This is a genomic window from Pantoea sp. GW821-FHT03E06 (assembly GCF_059420725.1).
Map to the genome: position 1 here is coordinate 1 of NZ_JBWKUG010000003.1, position 20,429 is coordinate 20,429.

General features: G+C 50.0%; 16 protein-coding genes. 12 read left to right on the forward strand and 4 right to left on the reverse strand.

The window, feature by feature from the left end; all coding sequences use genetic code 11:
• The 3 genes from AC07WB_RS22920 (at position 1) to AC07WB_RS22930 (ending at position 4,258) form a co-directional block, all read left to right on the forward strand.
• Positions 1-1,074: a RepB family plasmid replication initiator protein gene (locus AC07WB_RS22920; RefSeq protein ID WP_494941457.1), complete on the forward strand. Its 1,074-nt coding sequence runs from the start codon at positions 1-3 to the stop codon at positions 1,072-1,074.
• Between the two features lie 2,096 nt (positions 1,075-3,170).
• The gene (locus AC07WB_RS22925) at positions 3,171-3,617 is read left to right on the forward strand and encodes a DUF3290 domain-containing protein (RefSeq protein WP_312463954.1); all 447 of its coding nucleotides are present in this window, start codon (positions 3,171-3,173) and stop codon (positions 3,615-3,617) included.
• A gap of 8 nt (positions 3,618-3,625) precedes the next feature.
• A complete protein-coding gene (locus AC07WB_RS22930; RefSeq protein ID WP_494941458.1) occupies positions 3,626-4,258 on the forward strand; it encodes a DUF421 domain-containing protein in 633 nt (210 codons plus the stop codon).
• A gap of 180 nt (positions 4,259-4,438) precedes the next feature.
• Here AC07WB_RS22930 and AC07WB_RS22935 read toward each other — a convergent pair whose 3' ends face one another.
• Positions 4,439-4,660, reverse strand: a complete 222-nt coding sequence (locus AC07WB_RS22935) for a DUF2767 family protein (protein ID WP_376753478.1) — start codon at positions 4,658-4,660, stop codon at positions 4,439-4,441.
• Positions 4,661-4,747: 87 nt separating this feature from the next.
• On the reverse strand, positions 4,748-5,059 hold the full coding sequence (locus tag AC07WB_RS22940; protein ID WP_049852731.1) for a hypothetical protein: 312 nt from the start codon (positions 5,057-5,059) through the stop codon (positions 4,748-4,750).
• Positions 5,060-5,772: 713 nt separating this feature from the next.
• On the opposite strand from AC07WB_RS22940, the gene AC07WB_RS22945 reads away from it, so the two are divergent.
• The 3 genes from AC07WB_RS22945 (at position 5,773) to AC07WB_RS22955 (ending at position 9,423) form a co-directional block, all read left to right on the forward strand.
• Complete coding sequence (locus AC07WB_RS22945; RefSeq protein ID WP_049852730.1) at positions 5,773-6,675, forward strand: GGDEF domain-containing protein; 903 nt, start codon at positions 5,773-5,775, stop codon at positions 6,673-6,675.
• A gap of 850 nt (positions 6,676-7,525) precedes the next feature.
• Entirely contained in the window at positions 7,526-9,115 is a 1,590-nt protein-coding gene (locus AC07WB_RS22950) for a sensor domain-containing diguanylate cyclase (protein WP_494941570.1), read from the forward strand.
• A gap of 119 nt (positions 9,116-9,234) precedes the next feature.
• On the forward strand, positions 9,235-9,423 hold the full coding sequence (locus AC07WB_RS22955; RefSeq protein ID WP_312463956.1) for a biofilm development regulator YmgB/AriR family protein: 189 nt from the start codon (positions 9,235-9,237) through the stop codon (positions 9,421-9,423).
• A gap of 305 nt (positions 9,424-9,728) precedes the next feature.
• On the opposite strand, the gene AC07WB_RS22960 is transcribed toward AC07WB_RS22955, so the two are convergent.
• Positions 9,729-11,510 carry an EAL domain-containing protein gene (locus AC07WB_RS22960; RefSeq protein WP_336779062.1) on the reverse strand — a complete coding sequence of 594 codons (1,782 nt, stop codon included), beginning with the start codon at positions 11,508-11,510 and terminating at the stop codon, positions 9,729-9,731.
• A gap of 340 nt (positions 11,511-11,850) precedes the next feature.
• On the opposite strand from AC07WB_RS22960, the gene AC07WB_RS22965 reads away from it, so the two are divergent.
• Positions 11,851-13,320, forward strand: a complete 1,470-nt coding sequence (locus AC07WB_RS22965) for a methyl-accepting chemotaxis protein (protein WP_494941459.1) — start codon at positions 11,851-11,853, stop codon at positions 13,318-13,320.
• Here AC07WB_RS22965 and AC07WB_RS22970 read toward each other — a convergent pair.
• Entirely contained in the window at positions 13,317-13,523 is a 207-nt protein-coding gene (locus AC07WB_RS22970; protein WP_049852727.1) for a DUF3606 domain-containing protein, read from the reverse strand. The two genes, AC07WB_RS22965 and AC07WB_RS22970, sit on opposite strands and share 4 nt — an antisense overlap.
• A 354-nt stretch (positions 13,524-13,877) precedes the next feature.
• On the opposite strand from AC07WB_RS22970, the gene AC07WB_RS22975 reads away from it, so the two are divergent.
• From AC07WB_RS22975 to AC07WB_RS22995, 5 genes are all read left to right on the forward strand, one after another.
• Positions 13,878-14,117 carry an antitoxin Xre-like helix-turn-helix domain-containing protein gene (locus AC07WB_RS22975; protein WP_049852809.1) on the forward strand — a complete coding sequence of 80 codons (240 nt, stop codon included), beginning with the start codon at positions 13,878-13,880 and terminating at the stop codon, positions 14,115-14,117.
• A 395-nt stretch (positions 14,118-14,512) separates the two neighbouring features.
• Positions 14,513-16,699, forward strand: a complete 2,187-nt coding sequence (locus tag AC07WB_RS22980; protein ID WP_494941571.1) for a putative bifunctional diguanylate cyclase/phosphodiesterase — start codon at positions 14,513-14,515, stop codon at positions 16,697-16,699.
• Positions 16,700-18,002: 1,303 nt separating this feature from the next.
• Positions 18,003-18,188, forward strand: a complete 186-nt coding sequence (locus AC07WB_RS22985; protein WP_049852726.1) for a hypothetical protein — start codon at positions 18,003-18,005, stop codon at positions 18,186-18,188.
• A 900-nt stretch (positions 18,189-19,088) separates the two neighbouring features.
• A complete protein-coding gene (locus AC07WB_RS22990) occupies positions 19,089-19,373 on the forward strand; it encodes a hypothetical protein (protein WP_494941460.1) in 285 nt (94 codons plus the stop codon).
• A gap of 812 nt (positions 19,374-20,185) precedes the next feature.
• Positions 20,186-20,389: a hypothetical protein gene (locus tag AC07WB_RS22995; protein ID WP_049852724.1), complete on the forward strand. Its 204-nt coding sequence runs from the start codon at positions 20,186-20,188 to the stop codon at positions 20,387-20,389.
• The last annotated feature ends 40 nt before the right edge of the window (positions 20,390-20,429 follow it).

The window sequence follows — 20,429 nt, forward strand, 5'->3', positions numbered from 1 at the left end:
ATGCCGAAAAAAGAACAAGAAATCAACCTGATAGCTGAAGCATTCAGTGAAACGGACAAACGAACAGGTGAAGTTATTCACCTAACGCCCAACAGTAACAATACTGTTCAGCCAGTGGCGTTAATGAGGCTTGGTCTATTTGTCCCAACACTGAAATCCACTGCTAATGGTCGTAAGAATCAGATGTCCTCCATGGACGTAACTGATGAGCTTAAACAGCTTTCGATCGTAAAGGCTGAAGGTTATGAAAATATCAAGATAACTGGCGCACGCCTTGATATGGATAACGACTTTAAAGCATGGGTCGGGATCATTCATGCCTTTGCGAAATACAAAGTGCTGGGAGACAGCGTAACGCTTCCCTTTGTTGATTTCGCCAAACTCTGTGGCATTCCCTCATTGCGCTCGTCTGCGAAGCTTAGAACGCGTCTGGAGGCCTCTCTGACGCGTATTGCGACTAATACCATCCACTTTGCTAACAAAGAGGGTGAGTATTACGTCACGCATCTGGTTCAGTCAGCTAAATACAGTGTAAAAAATGACACCGTGACATTGCAGGCTGATCCTAAGATCTTCGAACTCTATCAGTTTGATCGCAAGGTCTTGCTTCAGTTACGCGCCATCAACGAATTAGCTCGTAAAGAGTCTGCTCAGGCGCTTTACACCTTCATTGAGAGTTTACCTCCGGATCCTGCTCCGGTGTCCATGCAGCGTCTTCAGGCGCGCTTAAATTTGACCTCACGACCTAATACCCAATATGCCACGGTCAGAAGGGCGATGGAGCAGTTGAAAGAGATTGGGTATCTCGATTACACAGAGTTCAAACGAGGTTCGACGATCTACTTCTCGATCCACTATCGGCAACCTAAGCTAAGGCCTGCAAACATCCCGATCAGTCTTCCGGAACTAGAAGACGATGAACTAGAGAGTGACGTTGAAATTGCTCCGGCTATGAAGCCAGTGAAGCAGAGAGCTACTCCTAAAGCCAAGAAGGAAGCTGCCGGCAAGATGGTCATGTTGTCAGAAGAAGAGCTTGCTATACTGGAAACCATCAGGAAGAGCAAGAAGAACTGACGTCGAAAACTGACAGAAGAGGGCACTGAACTACGAGTGCCTTTTTTTATATTCTAAATAACTTTGACTGCTGTAGTGAGAAGTCTACTCGCTATAGTGGTCTCTACTTCCCGCATAATTGTGACTGTCATCACTCTCACCACAGCGGTCATTTAATCGAATTGTCGTGGATTAAAAACTAAATTCATCTCTCTAGAGCAGTCTTTTATCTCTCATCCACACTAACCGCTGTAGAGAGAAAACGCCGATAAATGTCTGGTTAAGAATGACTGCTGCAGCGAGTAGTCATAACGGCATAAGGTTAACATTTTACAGAGCGCCCTGGTGACCACTAACCTTATAGCCCTTGCTACAAGGCATGTTAGTAAGCGCTAACCGTGTGCGTTCCCGTTAGGCTTTAACCGCTTACGCACAGCCATATATTTGGCCGCCAGTATTTATACTCTACTGATACTCTTTACAACGGTCACCACCTCTACTCGCTAAAGCAGTCATCATAGACCTGAGATCCAACTACTCACTACAGCGGTTAAGGCTCATTAGTCCTCACAGAGGGAACATGTTCACATGACCATTAAAAGCGCGGTCCATTCAACATTAACTATCAACAGCGATTTTGATGAGCAGCTAGTGAATTTGTATAGAGGGTAACAGTGTCACTTTGCTTGAACCTCGTTCAGGCTTTCTCTCACAAAGATCCTTATCAAACACTGTCTATGTGGAAACCAGGAGGAGGCAATGTGTTTGAGTTAACACCTCGTCACCAGAACGGCAAAAGAACAATGAGAACAGATTGAACAAAAAATGAGAATTGGCTCAATAAGTCATTTGAGCGTCGCCCTCAACGGTTATCTTTATTCAGCACCATCGTGCTCATTCAGCGTAACAATGCTCAGCAGCAGGAAACGTTTTGGTTTTAACCGCAGCAACATAGCTCTGAATAGCATGCTGAATGCTGTCATGGCCGGCGGCGCAAATCGTGGGCCATATTTCCTGCGCTGACCACGAAGAGAACGTCATACTTTTAACTGAGCCAGTCCAGCATCCGGGTCCTTGGGTAATACGTTGGTCAGTTCGGTGGGGACAAGTCAAGAAGATTAAATCTTTCCTCTGAGGATCCGTTCCGGATCGGTTTTCCGGCTTTTTTCCCGTACAGGGAGAATAACCTGGATAGTGCGAGTTAAACAGCGGGGCGCCCGGGCGCGTTTCGGGCCCCGATCGCGGCGTAACCCGCTGATGCAGAAGGAAAGAGCGCTGAAAGGGCGGGGCAGGGGGCGTACCAGGCACTCCAGGCTGAATGCCTGGTAAGAAATGTATAAAGGTCGAAACTGAACTTTGTGGTCATACAGGTTAGCAAAACGGGAAAGTTTGATGGACAGTAGAATGTCCGGATGACGTACCAGGTAAGTTCTCAAAGTCACTTAGCCGCCGCCGTGAGGGAGGATCGCATAGCCTTGATTAAATGAGGCGAGACGAACGGAAAATTTTTTCCGGACAGCCCATGCAAGTAAGCTGCTGGGTAAAAGAAAGTATTCCTCATCAGATCCAAGGACTTTTAGTCAGTTTCATTCAGCGCAGAATATTTCTTAGAAACGCTTTAATCTCTGCCTGAAATGCCGTTAACGGCACGAAAAAAATTGTGGTGGTGATTACTACCCAAAGAACACAATATATAGTTTGCACGGGAAGGTGAATTTTTCACCAGTCTGACATGCGAAAATGGTGAACTTGACATGAGCAAGTCAACGGAAAATACTGTTAAGGAAGGAAAATTACCGGAAACATTTAGCCGTCATGTTTTCGATACGCCGGACCGTACAGGACTAACTGAAATCAGGTCATTATTCAGAATAAACCATCATCATTTAACATATCTTTTTACATACAAAAAACATATCAAATGGAGTATGGTAACTAATCACCTTCATGTAAAGGCATTATGTATGTTGAGAAGCTGTAATGTACTCACAGCAATTACCGCAACCATGAAGAAACTAAGACGATATCATTAAATTATTACGCCCCATTTTTCAAAAAAAACACCATGTTATGAGTTATGATGAACGGGATATTAAATAATAAGGAATACAGTCAGAATGAAGTTTTATGGCATTGAATATCTGCAGGCGCAGTCAAACCTGAACGATTTTTTTAAATATATTGTAATTTTCAGTGCATTGACTGTATTAATTGTTGTTTTTAGTCTGTATATGCGACATCGGCTACAGACAAAGTATCGGGACTTAACCATTATTACTTTCCTGTTTCTTCTGTTCATTTCAGGATTGCAGTACTCCGATTACACAAACAGCCAGAACAAACATTCGCAATCATCGCAAATGGTGAACTTTGTAAAAACTTTATCGAAAGACAAGAACGTAAGCATAAACTCTGTTTTTTCAAACTCAGTGCAGCTGTCAGATGGTATAATTATTAAAGTTCACAATAATTATTTTCGCGTAAGTTTAAGCGCCGATCAAAGTAGTTACTATTTAGTACAGGTCTGGTTAACCACTGCAGACGTCAACATTTTAGAGAGATAAGTAAGACAATGATATTATATATGCCTATTATTATAAAACTTGGACTTGGTATTTTGTGCTTGATTGTCCAGATAAATCTTATGGGAAAAGGCAATCTTGCTCCATCGTCAGCCATGGACCAGGTTCAGAATTACGTGTTAGGCGGCATTATCGGTGGTGTAATTTATAATGAAACGATATCAGTCCTTCAGTTTGTACTGGTATTAATAATATGGACATTACTTGTATTTGTTCTCAAGTTTTCAAAAGAGAACAATAGGTTAGTAAAAAAAATAATTGATGGCAAGCCTATTACGCTGGTGCATAACGGGACGGTAAATGTCAGAGAATGTTTACGAAATGGAGTTTCTGCTAATGAGTTAATGTTTAAGTTAAGATCTAACGGGGTTTATGAAGTCGAACAACTCAAACGTGTAGTTCTCGAACAGAATGGGCAGCTGACTATTATCCAGAGCGGAGATGAAAACATCCGTTATCCTATTATAGTGGACGGTTTAGCAAACGACGACTTGCTTGAAATTATCAATAAGGACAGGGCATGGCTGGAAGAAAAAATCGCCGAGCAGGGTTTTAACAAAATCAGTGAGATCTATTTAGGTGAATATCTTTCCGGAAGGATTAACTTATATGGCTATGCATGAATGCATCGGTATTAATTATACGTTGATATACTAAATGCAAAAGCTAAGAGCGCAGATGAAATAAAGTTTACGGATCTACAGCGGGTCGTTACCATCCCGGTTAACAAATGTATAACTTACTCATCTGCATAAACAGCCTGCGATAAATGTGCCAAAAAGCCCCCAGAATCAGCTATCTTACTATCTATCTAGCGTTCTTACCGAGCATTCAATTGCCCTGACCATTAGCTCCGTGCGGTCAACATTTTTGTAAGCCAGGACTGTTCTCAGGGCGTCCGCAATAACCATTTGTTTTGACTCAATGCCTGAATCATGAAGCGTAAAAACCATATCACCTACCACACGGCACATTTCATTGTAGAGTTCATTCGCGTTCATCACATCCACCTTTATATCATTCATAAAATGCCGCTAAAATAGTATTCTTATAAGCCATAACAAAAACGATTTAGCAACTGCAAAGAAATCATCCAGGCCATTTCAGCACCGCTATTTTTCTATTCGGAACCGCTTCCGGGAGAAAGTGGCTGTCCTTTTGCGCGTTTTAATTCTGTTTCTGGCGTGAGAAATTATAGTTTCCCATCTGGGGTCGGCTCTGCTGTTGTTATACAGCTCAAGTTCGTCAAGTAGTTGTGACCACTTTTTTGCCTGGTAAGCTTTATCAGGCCCCATGATGTCACGCATGGACTGAATGAGCTGGTCAACCTCCTTTTTCGCTACAGCACAGGTTTTGCCAGCCTGATGCTCTGCTGCTAGCTTCCTGATGCCGACTGCAAAAAAATGTATGCTGATTTCATTCACATATATCTCCTGTGTTAGGGTGTTTTTTCAGGTTATGCCACTCAACAATAAAACCGCATATGATAATTCCTAAGTAGCTATAGTTTCCTTACAGTTTCATTATATCGGCCCAGCTATATTAGTGCCAATTTTTAGTGAAAAAATGTTTAAAGCATAAGGTTTTTTGAATTAGATTTTCGTTTGCGAAAGAAAACTGCATCGTTTACATATCTATTCATGGCGAGTCAGGGCAAACAGAGCTAAGCGGGCTTGGTATTAACAGTCCGGCACTTAAAATTTATTTAGCGCGCAAATGAATCTCTCGGGAATAATATATTCAAATGGTGGAATTATTCTGCGTAGAGATTTTTTATTTCTTTGACCTAATGCGTTAGTGTTAATATGATAATATCATTCCTGGTCAGAACTAATATTCTGTTATCTGACTTTTTCAGACTAAAAATATGGCCGCTGGGCCCACTATGTGAATGGCATGACCGATCACTACCAGTTTTAAAACCGTTCCCGGGCGAAAACCTGGCGGTTACCTGCTGAAATTATATGACTGCTCGGCATGGATTGTAACAACCCATTAACTCTCGATAAACATGATTTTTTCATTTACTAAAAGAATGTTATCAGTGCCATTTTTATATACAGAAAAGGCACAAATGATAACCAAAAGAAATAATCACATGTTACCCTTAATGCCTGAATCACATCAGGATAATGTAATGAACTTTAAGATTTCAAGCAAACTGATACATGAAGCCGAAACCCCTAAAGGTTTACTTTACAGGTCAATTATTGTTTATGTTTTCATTATGGTCGGCCTGCTTTTTTCCCTTTATCTGGTCTATGGGAATACCGGGCGTTTAAACTTTTATTTTTTTATTAATACCTGCACCGTCTCAATAATGACATGGGTTATCAGGAAATCATTTAATATTAAATCTGAGGAAGAACATCTGGCCGTTTTCAGAATCGGACTATTCCTGTTACTTAACTCATCACTTGCATCTATGGCCGGTGGGTTAGCGTTACTGGAAAGAGATGTGGCTTCATTGATTGCAGCCGTTCTGTATATGCCAGCCATCCTTCTGATCGTTTTTTCTTTCAACAAATTTATTAAATATGTTAACTATAGCTATGAGTCTGTTGTAAGTATGTCCTTTACTGATGAATTAACAGGACTTCCTAACCGACGACACCTTAATTCTAAGCTCAGAGAGATGGAAGGCAGGGAAGGGATTATCTGCATTGCGGATATTGACCATTTTAAAAAAATAAACGACACGTATGGTCATGAAATGGGAGATAACGTTTTGAGAAAAACCGGCATAATTCTAGGTGGTTTCACGAGTGAGGAGGTCTTTATTTCACGTTCCGGAGGTGAAGAGTTTGTCATTGTGGTATTCGATACGTTGTCTGCTGAAGATACGATAAAAAAAATAAAAACCTCTCTTACGGATGTTTGTAACGGCAGTATACAGGTTACACTCAGTATTGGTGTTGCCTCCAAACGGTCAGCTGAGCCTCCTACTTCTGCCATCAAAGCTGCTGATGAAGCCCTTTACAGGGCTAAGAGAGCAGGCAGGAACTGCATAATTTATGCGCCAGAAAACAGAAACCTCTGATCGTTTTTTCACCGGTCATTATAAGGCGTTTACAGTTCTGATTATCTCATCATCTTCTACGATAAATTTGTCGGTTGTCTTCTGCTTTTGCGTGAAAACCAACGATGACCCTCCCGACTTCTTAACGCGCCCTGCTACTTAACGTAAACGTTACTGCTGGTAGCAAGGCGAACTTTATCAGCGCACTTAATTGTTTTGGCTGGTTTCACTGACATACTTTTAACAGATAAATACTGATTCAGAACTCTTTATGAGATGAAAATGCCTGGCAAATCGTTATTCACGCAACCTGTTCGTTAAATGCGTAACCCACGGGTTTGTGAGGCTGTGAAAGTAATTCGTTTGACAAAACGATTGGCAGAAGATTGTCAGACGTAATTGCGTCTCATTTGAGCCCGGAATAGTTTTGGTCACAGGCATTTTACATCCGTGTGGTATAAAAGTACTTACTTTCCAGTCACCAGATGTGTGCATGCAAAGCAGATTTGTTTATTAATTCAACAGTGTCAGGTTAACTCATTTTTAAAAGCATTTCTGACAAGATATTGATTTTTAACCATTGTTCTAAAAAAATGCCCGTAAGCTATAACGGGCTAATCGTTGATTTGTACCGTGGTGAGACGATACCACTCTTTGATAATCTTTTTTCTGCATTAAATCTACAAAAATCTCATAACAGCAGCGAGTTATAATGCAAAATTGAGTTAAGGGAGAAAAGGTACGCTAAAGTGGTAGTGCGAGGTCTGACCCAATCGCCCAGCGTGATGTATTTATTGCGCGCTGCTCTTCCCTTCGGCTGCCTCTCATGAAGGTAAGATCCGATGACACCTTTACCCGGGCCCTTAACGCCATGCTTCTGAAAAAACTCCGCCTCCGCACGCTTCTGATGTCACTTTCCATCGGGGGCGTCGTCCTTACCTCAGGCCTGCTTCTGGGTACGCTGCTATTTTTTCAGAAGGCTAACATTGAGGACAGCCTGCTGGAAGGCAATATTGCCTATGCGCGCAAGCTCGCGGACACTACCGACCGTTACCTCGCTACGGCGCAGCGTGAGCTGGCCTGGAGCGCCACGCAGATAAAGGGGCTGACCGACCCGGCACTGCTGCGGGATGAGACAGACCGTCTGCGGCTGCAGTCCGGTTTTTTTAATACGGTCGTGGTGGTGAACCGGGATGCGGTTATTGCTGCCACCTCGCCGGAAAGCCTGAGTCTGGTCGGCCTGAAACTGCACTCCGACGCGAGTCAGCAGGCTATTGCCACGCAGAAACCTTTCATTTCTTCACCATTTACTTCGGCGTCGGGCAACTACGTGGTGTTTTTGTCACAGCCTCTTTTTGCGGCGGACGGCAGTTATCTTGGATACATAGGTGGCACCATTTACCTTAAAAAGCAGAGCATGCTGAGCGACATACTCAGCCAGCACTTTTATGCCAGAGGGGCGGCGGTGAGCATTGTCAGCAATGACGGCCTGATTGTCTTCAGCCATGATGCTTCCCGCGTAGGTGAGCAAATGGTGCTAAGCCCGGCGCTTCTTAAGCGGCTTGCCGCTACCGACAGTGGGCGATTCAGCACCGAAAGCGGCGGCCAGCAGTTCCTCACTGGCTACGCGAGCTTGCACCGCACCGACTGGAACATCTTTATCACCGGTACATCGGAAACGGTCCGGCACATCCTGCTGCACACGGTAGAAAATGCACTGTGGTTTTTGCTGGGAATCATTACCATTACGGCCGCCGCAATGGCCCTCCTGGCAGGACGCATCGCTTCTCCGCTGGAGAGGCTCGCCGACATGGTACGTAATGGAGGCAGCGACGTAGAGCCCGTACCGCTTACCTTGGTGCAGGCCTGGTATTATGAAGCAGACCGACTGAAAGAAGCCGTTCAGGAATACCGGCAGGGTGTAGCAGGGCGCATGGCCGCCCTCAGCGATGAGGCCATGACCGATCCGTTGACAGGGCTTTGTAACCGCCGCGGTTTTAATGTGCTGGCCGACCAGATAAATGACGTTCAGGATCAGTGCATGATTGCCATTGATATCGATTACTTCAAGAAAATCAATGACTGGTACGGGCATGACGCCGGAGACGCGGTGCTGGTAAGCCTCGCTGCCTTGCTGCGTCAGGCATGCCGTGCAGGGGACGTGGTCAGCCGGTTTGGCGGCGAGGAATTCATCCTGCTTTTACCGGCGACGGAACTGAACGATGCGGCGCGGACGGCGGAGCGGATCCGCGAGACCGTAAGCACCACTGTATTTCCGTTCGTGGGCACCATGACGGTGTCCACGGGCGTGGCGGCACTGAGGGACTGTGAGGGTAGCCGGGATGAGCTGCTGCGCCGCGCGGATGAGGCGCTTTACGAGGCTAAAGGAGCAGGACGCAACGTTGTCATTATCGCTGGCCCGGACGGTTTCAGCCGGTACGCCAGCCCTGAATTATCATAATGTGTCCTGAGCCACTTCGGATTGCCCCGCGTGAGGCCGGTCCTCTGCTGTCGCACGTGCGTTGCGCCCGGTGCCATCCGGCTTCCGTTCGCGTCTTTTTACCCATCCGGAAGAGCATTATGCAGCAAAATACCGAAGAAGAAATCCCTCATATCCTCCGAGAGAGAAGTGAGCTGTTTGCACCTGAGGCCGAAATTATCAGCGCAGTGTTCGCGTGTCTCTGGTCAGACCGGGATCGCGTACTGCGTAAAGACATTATCCTCAGCCTGATAGCTGAGCTGGAAAGCACTTCAGACGTGGTGCGATAGGATGTGCCTCGCGGGGCTGGGAGATACTCCGGAGCTGAAAGATAATCGGACACCCGGATTGACTCTCCCCTGCAGGCATTACCGCACGGGGCGACCTGACGTCTCCTGACTGGAAAATATTAAGCAAAATGGTACTCTCAGAAGGCCGCTGGGTTCTCCTCCTTTGCGGCTCTTACCTCATGATGTCAATTAAGGCCTTTCTTGCGGTTGCCTGCGCCTGGCACTCCCCGTGCCAGGTTTTTTTACGGTAAGGCAGAGCCGGACCTGACAATGGGGCTGCTCTGACCTGAGCAGGCCGTGCGTTTTCAGCACTGCCCCCGCAGCTTCCATTCGAGCCATTCGTCGAGTTCTGTTTCCGGTAACGCCTTAGAATAGAAAAAGCCCTGAGCCTGGTCGCAGCCGTACTCGGTCAGCGCCGTAACGGTCCGTTCATCCTCTACACCTTCAGCAAGTACCGTGTAGTCGAGGTCTTTGAGCATAGCAATAATGCTGCGCGCAATTATGCGTGAGGCGGTATCAGACGATAATTCACTGATAAGCGAGCGGTCAAGCTTGATTACATCAAGCGGCATACGGCGAAGATAGCTGATGTTGCTGTAGCCGGTGCCGAAATCATCCAGCGAAATGCCAAAGCCCCTGAGCTTGAGCATCTCCAGTCCCCGCATTGCTGCAGGGCTTTCAAGAATGCGTTCCGTCTCAAGACACTCGATGCCCAGTAGCGAAGTTGGAAGCCTGGCCCTGATCATTTTCGTCTCAAGCGCATCGGCAAACCCCTCACGGGCAAAGTCGTGGCTGCTGACGTTGATGGTCACCGGGAGCTGGACGCAGTTGTTACGCAGCCGGGCAAGCCGTTTAATAACGCGATCTGTCACCCAGGTCGTCAGCTCGCTGAGCAGTTCGGTCTGTTCAGCCAGAGGCACAAAGTGTGCCGGGGAGAGTTCACCACGTTGCGGGTGCCGCCAGCGGATTAACGCTTCCAGTCCCACGGGACGGCCGCTTTGCAGACAGATTTTGGGCTGGTAAGCAAGCCAGAGCCCGTGATCCCCCCTCATAGCGGAGGCCAGCTCGTGCACCAAGGTAAAATCCTGCGTATGACGCGCGTCGGTGCCCTGACTGAAGCGCATTGAGGGAAGCCCGCGTCCGATGGCCTCATGCAGCGCGCTCACCGCGCGGCGTAGCGCCTCCTGAGCGGGAATTTCTCCAAGGGTGAAGGTGACTTCGCCAGTGTGCGTTGTGAGTGCAACGGCGATGCCTTCGCCAAGATCCGCGCTGATGCCCTCCAGCCTCCCCGCCACCCAGTCCGCGGTAAGGTGGCTATCATCCCGCGTCAGAAGCGCAAAGCGACCGGTGGCGACAGTGTAAAGCATTTCGCCCGAAGCCGGGCGCAGGCGCAGCGGCAGCAGCGTGGCAACGTCGTTAAGCAGACTCTCCACCGGACCCATGCCCATAGAGCGGGCAAGTTCGTAAGCACGCGGCATATCGATGCAGTCTATCAGTACCAGTCGTCGGGGGGTACTATCCCCCGACGCCGCCAGGAACTGCAGGTCGCGGATAAGGCGCTGGCGGTTGGGCAGGCCAGTGACCGGGTCAGCAAAGCCGGCCGAGTGCCAGGCCTCCAGAAACGCCATCACCAGCGCAGCCAGTAGCTTAAGCGTGGTGACCTGTTCGGCACTGAACGAATGAGGTTCGGTATCGGTGACGCACAGCGTACCCAGCACGATACCCTCCCGGTTTTTCAGCGGGGCGCCGGCGTAAAAGCGAATGTAGGGCGCACCCGTGATGAGGGGGTGCGTAACGAACCGGGCGTCCAGCCACGTATCAGGGACTACCACCGCGCAGTCGCTGTCCACCGCGTGCCTGCAGAGCGACTCTTCCCGTGAAGACTGGCGGAGCGCAAAGTTATGCGCGGCCTGCACGTGCTGTTGCTCATCGTCGAGCACGGAGATGAAGCTTCCCGGTATGCCCAGCGCCTGGCTGGCCAGCCGGACAAATTTTCGCAGCACGTCGTCGCGGCTTTCGTCGGTACTGCGCAGCGCTTTCAGCGCCTGCGCGCGGCGATCATGGTCGCCGGATAGGTTCATCAGCATGGGTTCCTCCGCCCCGGCCTGGTTCCGGAACGAAATTAAAAAGAGAAAATGTACAGTAGCGGACCGTAAAATGCGCGATTTCTGCGAAAGGATAAAACAATTGAAGCTTTATTATGTGGCTTATAATAGGCGTATAGTGGTCTGATGTCATTTTTATTTTCTTTAACGAAATCCTTACGCGACGACGATTCTTTAATTTAATCGAGCGAAAGTTTTATCTTTTTAATTAACATGTCAGACTATTTAGTCACAAAGCATCGCACGCAGATTAATTACGCTCGAATTCGAAAGAAGAAAATAATAATTATTATTAACTAATAACCGCCCCGGGGAAAACCTTATGCAGTTACTCAGACACTTTACCATCCGCCGCGTCGTACTATGGATGATGATCTTTTCACTGGCGATAGTGGCGCTCGCCGGCGGATACGGGACGGTGACCCTGCGGGATATGAACCGGCACGCGGACCGCGCTGACGCGCTGACGCAGCAGCTGACTTTTCTGACGCGCAGCGGCATCGTGATGCAGAGCGGCACGGCGGCTGAAAAAAATGCGCTGATGGCCGCCATACCCGACGGTGCCGACTGGGGTCGCTTTCGCTTTGCGCTGACGGCCGGGCCGGCTGAGTATGGACCCGCCGCGGGTGAACGCCTTGCCGCGCTGACGCAGCAACTGGCGGCCGATGACGCGCCCGTCATGGCAGACCGCCACCGCCTCGAAATTATCCTCATCGCGGCGTTGCTGGCCGCCGGCGGCCTGCTGGTTTTCTGCGACCGCTACCTGGTAGCCCATCTCGTGCGTCCGGTGGCTATGATCCGCGCGCACCTTAAGACCATCGCGGACGGCGACCTCACGCGAGAGCCTGAAGACCTGGGCCGTAACTGCGTGGGTCAGCTGGTGCCGCTGGTAAAGGAGATGCAGCACAGCCTGCTCGATGCGGTGCAGGCCATCCGCGATAACGCAAGCGTTCTTCACCGTGAGGCAGGCGACATTGGGGCCGGTAATGCGGATTTGGCGGACCGCACCTCTACGCAGGCCGCGGCGCTCGAGCAGACTGCGGCCAGCATGGAAGAAATTACCGCCACCGTCAGCCATAACGCTGAAAACGCACGTGAAGCACGGGAGCTGGCCGTCAGGACAGCGGTTACTACTCAGGAAGGGGCGGAGCTGGTGCGCTCGGTTATGACGGCCATGGGCAGTATTGCCGAAGGCTCCGAAAAAATCCGTCAGTTCACGGCCACCATTAACGGTATTGCTTTCCAGACTAACATTCTGGCGCTGAACGCCGCCGTTGAGGCCGCCCGCGCCGGCGAGCAGGGGCGCGGTTTTGCGGTGGTGGCCGCAGAGGTGCGCTCGCTGGCGCAGCGCAGCGCAGCCGCCTCGAAGGAGATTGAGGCGCTGATTGCGGATACCGTGGCCCGTGTCAGCGACGGTCGCAGAGCCGCGAACAGTGCTGGCACCACCATGGATGAGGTGCTCCACGGTGTCGGCGGGGTGAACGAGCTGATTGGGCAGATTGCGATGGCCTCTGAAGAGCAGAGTAAAGGCATCGCGCAGGTCACGCTGGCCGTAGCAGAGCTTGACCGCGTGACGCAGCAGAATGCAGCGCTGGTTCAGCAGGTTTCTGCGACGACTAATAGCCTCAGTGGGCAGACTGCGGCCCTCGGCGATGTAATTACCCGCTTCACGCTGCCGCAGGCTGCACAGGCCGAGGGAGTGGCGGCTGTAAACCCGGCGGCGCAGCCTCCCCGTAATATGCGTGCCGCACCCGCGAAACAGGGCGGCTGGGTTGCCTTCGGCCGTCATTAGCGGGATGCACGCGGAGGAGGGTTCTTCTCCAGCCATTCGCGAACGCGGTCAGCTTCCGGGCCAGCCTCCCGCACGGCACGGACAAGACGCTCCTGCGTGGTGCATAGCTCCTGCGTCCAGAATGTTATCTGCCACTGCTCGCGAATGTCCACGCGGCTGAGATCGCCAGGCACGCGACGCTGAATATAATCGCGGTGTTTCATCAGGTTATCCTTTATATTTTTCAGGGTAGGGCGATGATTAAATGTCGCCCCATAATCCCCACCATTCCCCCATAAATGAGCGGCCGGTATATACCGGAATAATCTTTGTGTTGCGGAATCACTTAAAAAGGAGATAAATCCTGGATGCGGTATTGCCCCCCTGTTTGCCTATTCCAAACATGATTTAGAAAGAGGGAGCCAGATTAATTTCGTTTAATTCTCTCACACCGCCATTTTCTGAACACCGTCGTCTTGACTGGGCCGGTTTACAGTTAAGATAATGTAATGATTAAAGGCGATACAAAGGCCACTTCGGCATTGGCCCTCACTGAGGGGGGCAACAGGAGGTTATTTCTGGGAAATCAGCGATTACAGCAGTCCGTCAGCGTACAGTCCAACGTCCGTGAACTCCGGCTCGCCGCCGGCCTGTCCCAGGAACGCGCCGCTGAACGATTTGGCCTCAGCCTGCGCGTCTGGCAGACGAAGGAGGCGGCAAAGAATCCGGCCCCTCTCAGCCAGGCCGAATATGAGCTGCTGTTGCTGCTCGCCGGTCAGCATCCGTACTTTGCACTTATCCCGCAGAAAAAAAAATAAGAAGCGCCGTTTACGCCGGAGCTGAAGTTCAGGTGAGATATGCCGATACAGGGATTTAATGCCATGAGAGGAAGTGTTGTTTCACCGATCGGTCGGCCCGGGGCGCGCAATATTTCGGTTGCGTCCCTAACGCGGGGTGTAACATCCCTGCAGCAATGAATGCCGGCCAGGAATGCTCCGGAAAATCCACTTCATGGTCACTTCACTGGTCATGAGCTTATGTTTTTCAGACCGGCCTTTTCCAACGGGCAGATGCCGGGCTTCAGGGCTCTGAGCGTGCGGGCCCACGGATGGGCCTTTCTTCCGGCTGCGGGGCGGCAGCAAAGTTTGTGCGGCTCCGTCTGATTGAACGTGTCCCCTTTATGCTGTGTCATGCCGGCCACAGTAAACCAAACATGAGGGGACAGCCCCTGAAACGCCTGACTGATATCCGCGAGGCGGCCCGCCTCGACGCGCTGGCACAGTACCAGCATACACGCGCCCTGCCAGCAGATGCGCTTGACCGACTTACCACGCTCGCCGCCCGCCTTTTTCGCGTGCCGGTAGCCTTTGTCTCGCTGATTGACGATCAGCGCCAGTTCTTCACGTCACGGTACGGGTTAAACATTTCCGGCACGGCCAGAGAGGTCGCTTTCTGCGATCATACGCTGGCGCAGGGTGATATTCTCTGCGTGCCCGATACCCTTATCGACCCGCGCTTTCGCGATAATCCTCTGGTGCTGGGCTATCCGCACATCCGCTTTTATGCGGGCGTCCCGCTCTCCACCCCGGACGGGCACCACATCGGCACTGTCTGCCTGACCGACACACAGCCACGCCCTCCGCTGACGGATGCAGACAGGCAACACCTGGCCGATATCGCCGCGCTGGTAATGGACCGTATGGAGGTGCACCGGCTTGAGCTGCTGCGACATGCCAGCCAGCAGCGACTGCAGGCAATATCGGCCACTTCACCGGACGCCATCATCTGTACCGACCTGCGCCGCGGCATCACCTTCTGGAACCCGGCCGCCAGCGCCCTCTTTGGATATGACGCGAATGAGATGTCAGGGCAGTACGTGGCCGGACTCATTCCTGAAAGATGTCAGACTGATTACCGTAATGAGCTTGAGCGGTTGAGCGCGGACGAGGCCGCCATTTCCCGTCCGCGCACGCTGCAGACTTGGGGGCTCAGGCGTGATGGACGTGAATTTCCCGCCGAAGTGTCATTTTCGGGCTGGCGGGAAAACGATGAGCGACTGGTCGGCATGATTATCCGCGACGTCACCGCCCGTCACGAAAGCGAGGCCCGGCTCTGCGAGCTTGCCTCTCTTGATATGCTGACCCGTCTTGCCAGTCGGAGTGCGTTTATGCAGCAGCTCGGCCAGCTGACTGAGGCTGGCGTACCATATACGCTGTTAATGACCGATCTCGACGGATTTAAGGAGGTGAACGATACACTCGGTCACGCCGCCGGCGATGCGTTACTGTGCCACGTCGCCGATCAGATACGCGAGGTGTGCGCCAGCGCGGTCACCGCTGCACGGCTAGGTGGGGATGAGTTTATTATTCTGCTGCCAGGTGGCAGTACCGAGGCATCCCTCACCGCTGAGCGCCTGATTGCTGCTGTACAAACGCCGTTCCGTTACCATGACTCCCCGGTTATTATCGGTGCCAGTACGGGCATCGCTTCCTATCCCGATCACGGGGAAGATCAGTCGGCAATGATGTCCGCCGCCGACCTTGCCCTCTACCGTGCCAAGGCATCAGGGAAAGGCTGCAGTGTGCTTTTCCTGCCGGCGTTTCGCGAAGCGGAGCAGCAGCGCCGGCGCTTTGAGCGAGAGCTGGAGGCCGCAGTCCGCCAGCAGCAGTTTGTTCTGCACTATCAGCCACGCTACGACGTGCAGAATGCACGCCTGATTGGCTGTGAAGCCCTTATACGCTGGCAGCACCCTGCACGCGGGCTGTTGCTGCCGGCCGAATTTATCAGCATGCTGGTGAAAAATCCCTTGTCCCTGACGCTCGGTGAGTGGATTATTCGCAGCGCACTGGCTCAGGTCAGGCAGTGGCACGTGCGCTGCCCCGGGCTCCGGGTCAGCATCAATCTCTTCCCCCGCCAGCTGGCAGGGCCAGGGCTTGAAAGCGTGCTCCGGGAATGTGCTGGTTGCGAAGCGGGTTTTGTAGATCTGGAGGTTGATGAACCTCTGCTGACTGTTCTGATCCAGGACGCGCCGGCGCGGTTTGAAGCCGTTAGAAAAACGGGTGCGTCATTCGTCATTGACCATTACGGAAAAACGCTTGGCGCGGTCAACCTTCTTCGGCACGGCTTTGTAAGCGGTTTTAAAATCGATAAGTCGCTGACACACGAAATCGAAACGAGTATAAATGTGCGCATGATGTTCAGGGCAATTGCAGCGCTGGGTAAAAGCCTGGGTATTAGCGTGGCGGCGGAAGGCGTGGAGGATATGAAGCAGCAAGCGTTTATTACTGCGGCCCAGTGCGACATCATGCAGGGAAATGGATTATGCCCGCCGTTAAGCGCGGCCGAATTTGAATCACTGCTAGCGGCGGATGCTAACAGCCCGCCCCAATTGATCCCTTAAGTCACCTGGCAGCGAACACTACCAGGATAAAAAATGCAGGGGCTGAGGATGTGACCCTTCCCCTGTCTGTATCACTCATGAACTATTGTCTGGCGGTTGCTGGACTTATTCTTAAGTAAAACAACCGATAAATGCTGGAGCGTTAATCCACTCTTTAGGGTCGATTCTGACTGTTATTCTTTCTTTAAAAAGTGACTGATTAATAACTGTCAGAATAAGAGGAACGAAAGTTTCCGCAAGCAATAATTACGATAGATAAACAACGGGATATCTTCTGTATTCATATATCCACGCTATTTTTAGCGTAAAATAAAAGATCAAAACCGCTTAGGAATATTTTTCAATATGGAATTATATAAAGTATCGGTGGCAGGAAGCGCCTTAATGAATTACTGACACAGCTTCCCAGGTTACCCGATGAACTACCGGCCTTTTTAAAGATTCTTTTTCATTATGCACAAAATCATGAGATAAGTCGCTCTGGTGACGCTTTTGCAAATCGCAATCCCCATGCATGGCCAGTAACACTGCTGTATCGAACTAAACTTTTAGCGCGTGACCCATTGGTGGTTTTGCACATATGTGTTCCGTCATTAGACAGACTGGAAAACGCGGAAGTCCAGATAGGTCGTGTGCTGGAGAGCACTGGCGTCAGCGAATGGCTGCCCATGAATGGTTCGCTCTGCGCTTGTTGGGTTATGCGGTCTTAACCTTCGCCTGCTTCAGGCTCACGCGTCACTGATCTCGCACAAGCCGATATGGATGCTGATTACCGGCTTGAGTAAGCGCATCAGAAAAAAACCACGCTATTGCGAAAGTATACATTACAAAATAACAGGGTAACGATTGGCATTCCGCGTCTCACACACATGGGCAGGATGCGCACGGGGGCGGAATTAAGCCATCAGAAAATATGGCCCCCTGTTTTGCTACGGTAATGCCGGGGTAATCATCCTCAATGCAGTTCCCGCGGATTATATGTGTCCGAGAGTGCAAAGCATATCCTGTGAGTACTGCGTGAGGTGCTTAAAGTAGATATTCTGGCAAACGAGCTCAGAACCGGGTTTGCGAGTTCGATCTCGAATGTGAGTTCATCTGGAAGCATTCGTCTTTTGCGGCGGTCCGTTCGGCGGTACTCTGGCGCAGAGTAAGGGGGGCGGAGCCTGCCCGTGCGGGGCAGAAGATATAACTTAGCCCTTCACGAACCGCGACTTATGGGCGTGACGAGCGAGGTAAAGGAGAACGCTGTGCAGAACTTAGTGGCTCGGTTAGCGTCGCAGTCAGACTAGCTGAAGGAGATAAGATGATGAGAAAAGGCGCCACGCCTTATCGTGAATCCTTAATTCGCCTGGTGGCGCTGCGGCTGCGCTACCGGCGCGCATGCCGTAATCCATCGGCTGGCGTAACAGATCTTGCCGCGCTATTGTCGGAGGTGGAGGATGCGGAACGCGATGTTGAACGCTATGAACAGAAATACGCGCCCGGATGAATCCGCCGCCGCCGATGTGCGGGTAAGGTTCTATTGCTTAGAATAACTTAAGGCGCCGGGCTGTAAGCATCTGAGCGCCAAATGAACGCGATCCTGCGGGGCCTGAACGGGCTATTGCTTGACAGTTAAGCGCGGATCGGTCGCCATAAATAGTGCACCTGTATACATAGGCAATTTATTGCTTAAGTGGGCAGCATTTGGGCCTGTACAGGCCCTTTTTTTGGAGCCCTTTAAACTGCACAAGTCAGGATGCTTGCAAAAGGCTGTCACGCATTCTGCCGGAGGTGGGACATACGTGTGAAGCAGGGAATGAGCACAACAGTGTTGAAGTGTGGCTTATATAACAAAATTACAGACGGGAGCAGGATTTTTCAGGGTTGTAGATCAAATTGAGCGTGAAGATGATGGGTGCAACATTGTAGTTGACAATAGTCACTTTTGTGGCGGTAACGGTCCCTGATATTTGCCCCTGTAAGGCTTCATAAAGCAATTGCTTCTTCGCCTGCCGTGTATCTTAACGAGAGCAATCGTCCGATGGGCTATAGCTTCACCTTGCCCTGAGGCGATAGATTGCCGTTACCCCGAAAGCCACTCGGCTTGGCGTCGTTTTTTTTCTAAGAATGCCCTTAATGTTTTCATCACCGCGCGCGCCGTGATGATGATCGTGAGCCATGTCGTAATTCTATTCGGCGGTATTACCCTGCGGTTACGCTCACGGCATAGTCCGCATCCACGCATCATTATGTGAAGAACCACGCATTTTTCCATTTTGCGCGGCGGTGTTCAGGGGACCTTGGTTCATATTAAGAATGGACCGAAATTGAATACTTTGCCCTTAGTCTGATTGAAGTCGTTGTGCGCTCGCTCGACTATGAAGTAAATGTGAGCAGGGAGGAAGTGATGAAACTGGCCCCGAAACATTTTCGGCTGCTGTCTATTTTAAAGGAAAGAGGCTCCGTCCCGGCATGGGTCAAGCCCATCGTACGCGAGGAACTTGTATCATCTGGGCTCGCTGAATACTTTCACTCTGAAGACTGGCTCAGGGAGAAAAATCGTTACCGCCTGACTGAGCAGGGCCATTTTTTAATTGAGGGGTATGATGAAAATGTGCGACAGGATAAATTGAGAGCGTCCTGTCAGGCCACGTTACGTAGGCCTCGGAAGAAGAAACTCAATGGGACTTGACCATGACCGATAGCATACTAAAATGTGCAGAATTCTAATGATTATAATCTTAAAAAACTCCTCATTGCTCCGCCGCGCCAGTCTGCGCGGCTTTTTTTTAGCTTACAAAAATAATTTTAATGAATGCTTTTTTCTATTCAGTTAAAGTAAGCAGGCTGTTTGAAAGTTAAATGGGTTTATTTTATGGTTTAATTGACGAACCTGATAGTACTACCTCTGGTCACTATTCAAAATACCCAGGGAGTTAATCCTGTCACGTGGTTATAATGCCCCCCTGAAGACCATATACCCTCCGTCATTATCGAAAAATAACGTTTTAAAATAATCTAAAAAACAATCGTGTATTTAGCACACAATGTGCCGGAGTCAGCATGAACCGAAATGCCATTGGCCTGAAAGGAAAGCGTCATAGCGCAAGGTCGCCACAAGTTGTTCACGGGAACAATGATACCCGCGGGGGAACCATAAATATACGCAGCAGCAAACGCAATGTCGGTTTATGGCCAGGGAAGACTCATTAATTTTTTGGCCAGTTCTTTATCAACATAAACGCAGCCGGGATAAATTTTGTAATACCTGCAAGGCTCCCGCTTTTATTATAAAGGTTTGACTTCAAACCGCACTCTACCAGACTAAATCATATTCGTTTGTAACTTTTATGCCTGCCGGCCTCACTGCTCCATGAGGCGTTTATACCGGATTACCAATTTTTTGAAATCGGCAACCAGAAAAATTCCTTAGTGGGAACTGACGTTTGGAGAGGTTACATTCTTAGCGTTAGAACCTATGCAATGCAACTTAAGGAACAGAACGTGCCGAATGCAAAGTGTGCACTTACCCATTTTCATGATATCCGTAAAGAAGCGATGAACGTTGAACATGCGCTCGGGCCGGGTGCTGCTCTTTTTGTTAATAACAAGCCTGCTAATATTGGCAGGCTGATTTTATTGCTTGTAACAACGTTACACCTGCTCTTAAGCGATGAACACTCTTCGCGGGTAATACTGGCTGAGTAAAAATGAAGTAATCAGAAAAGGTAATCATGACTGCTCTCCC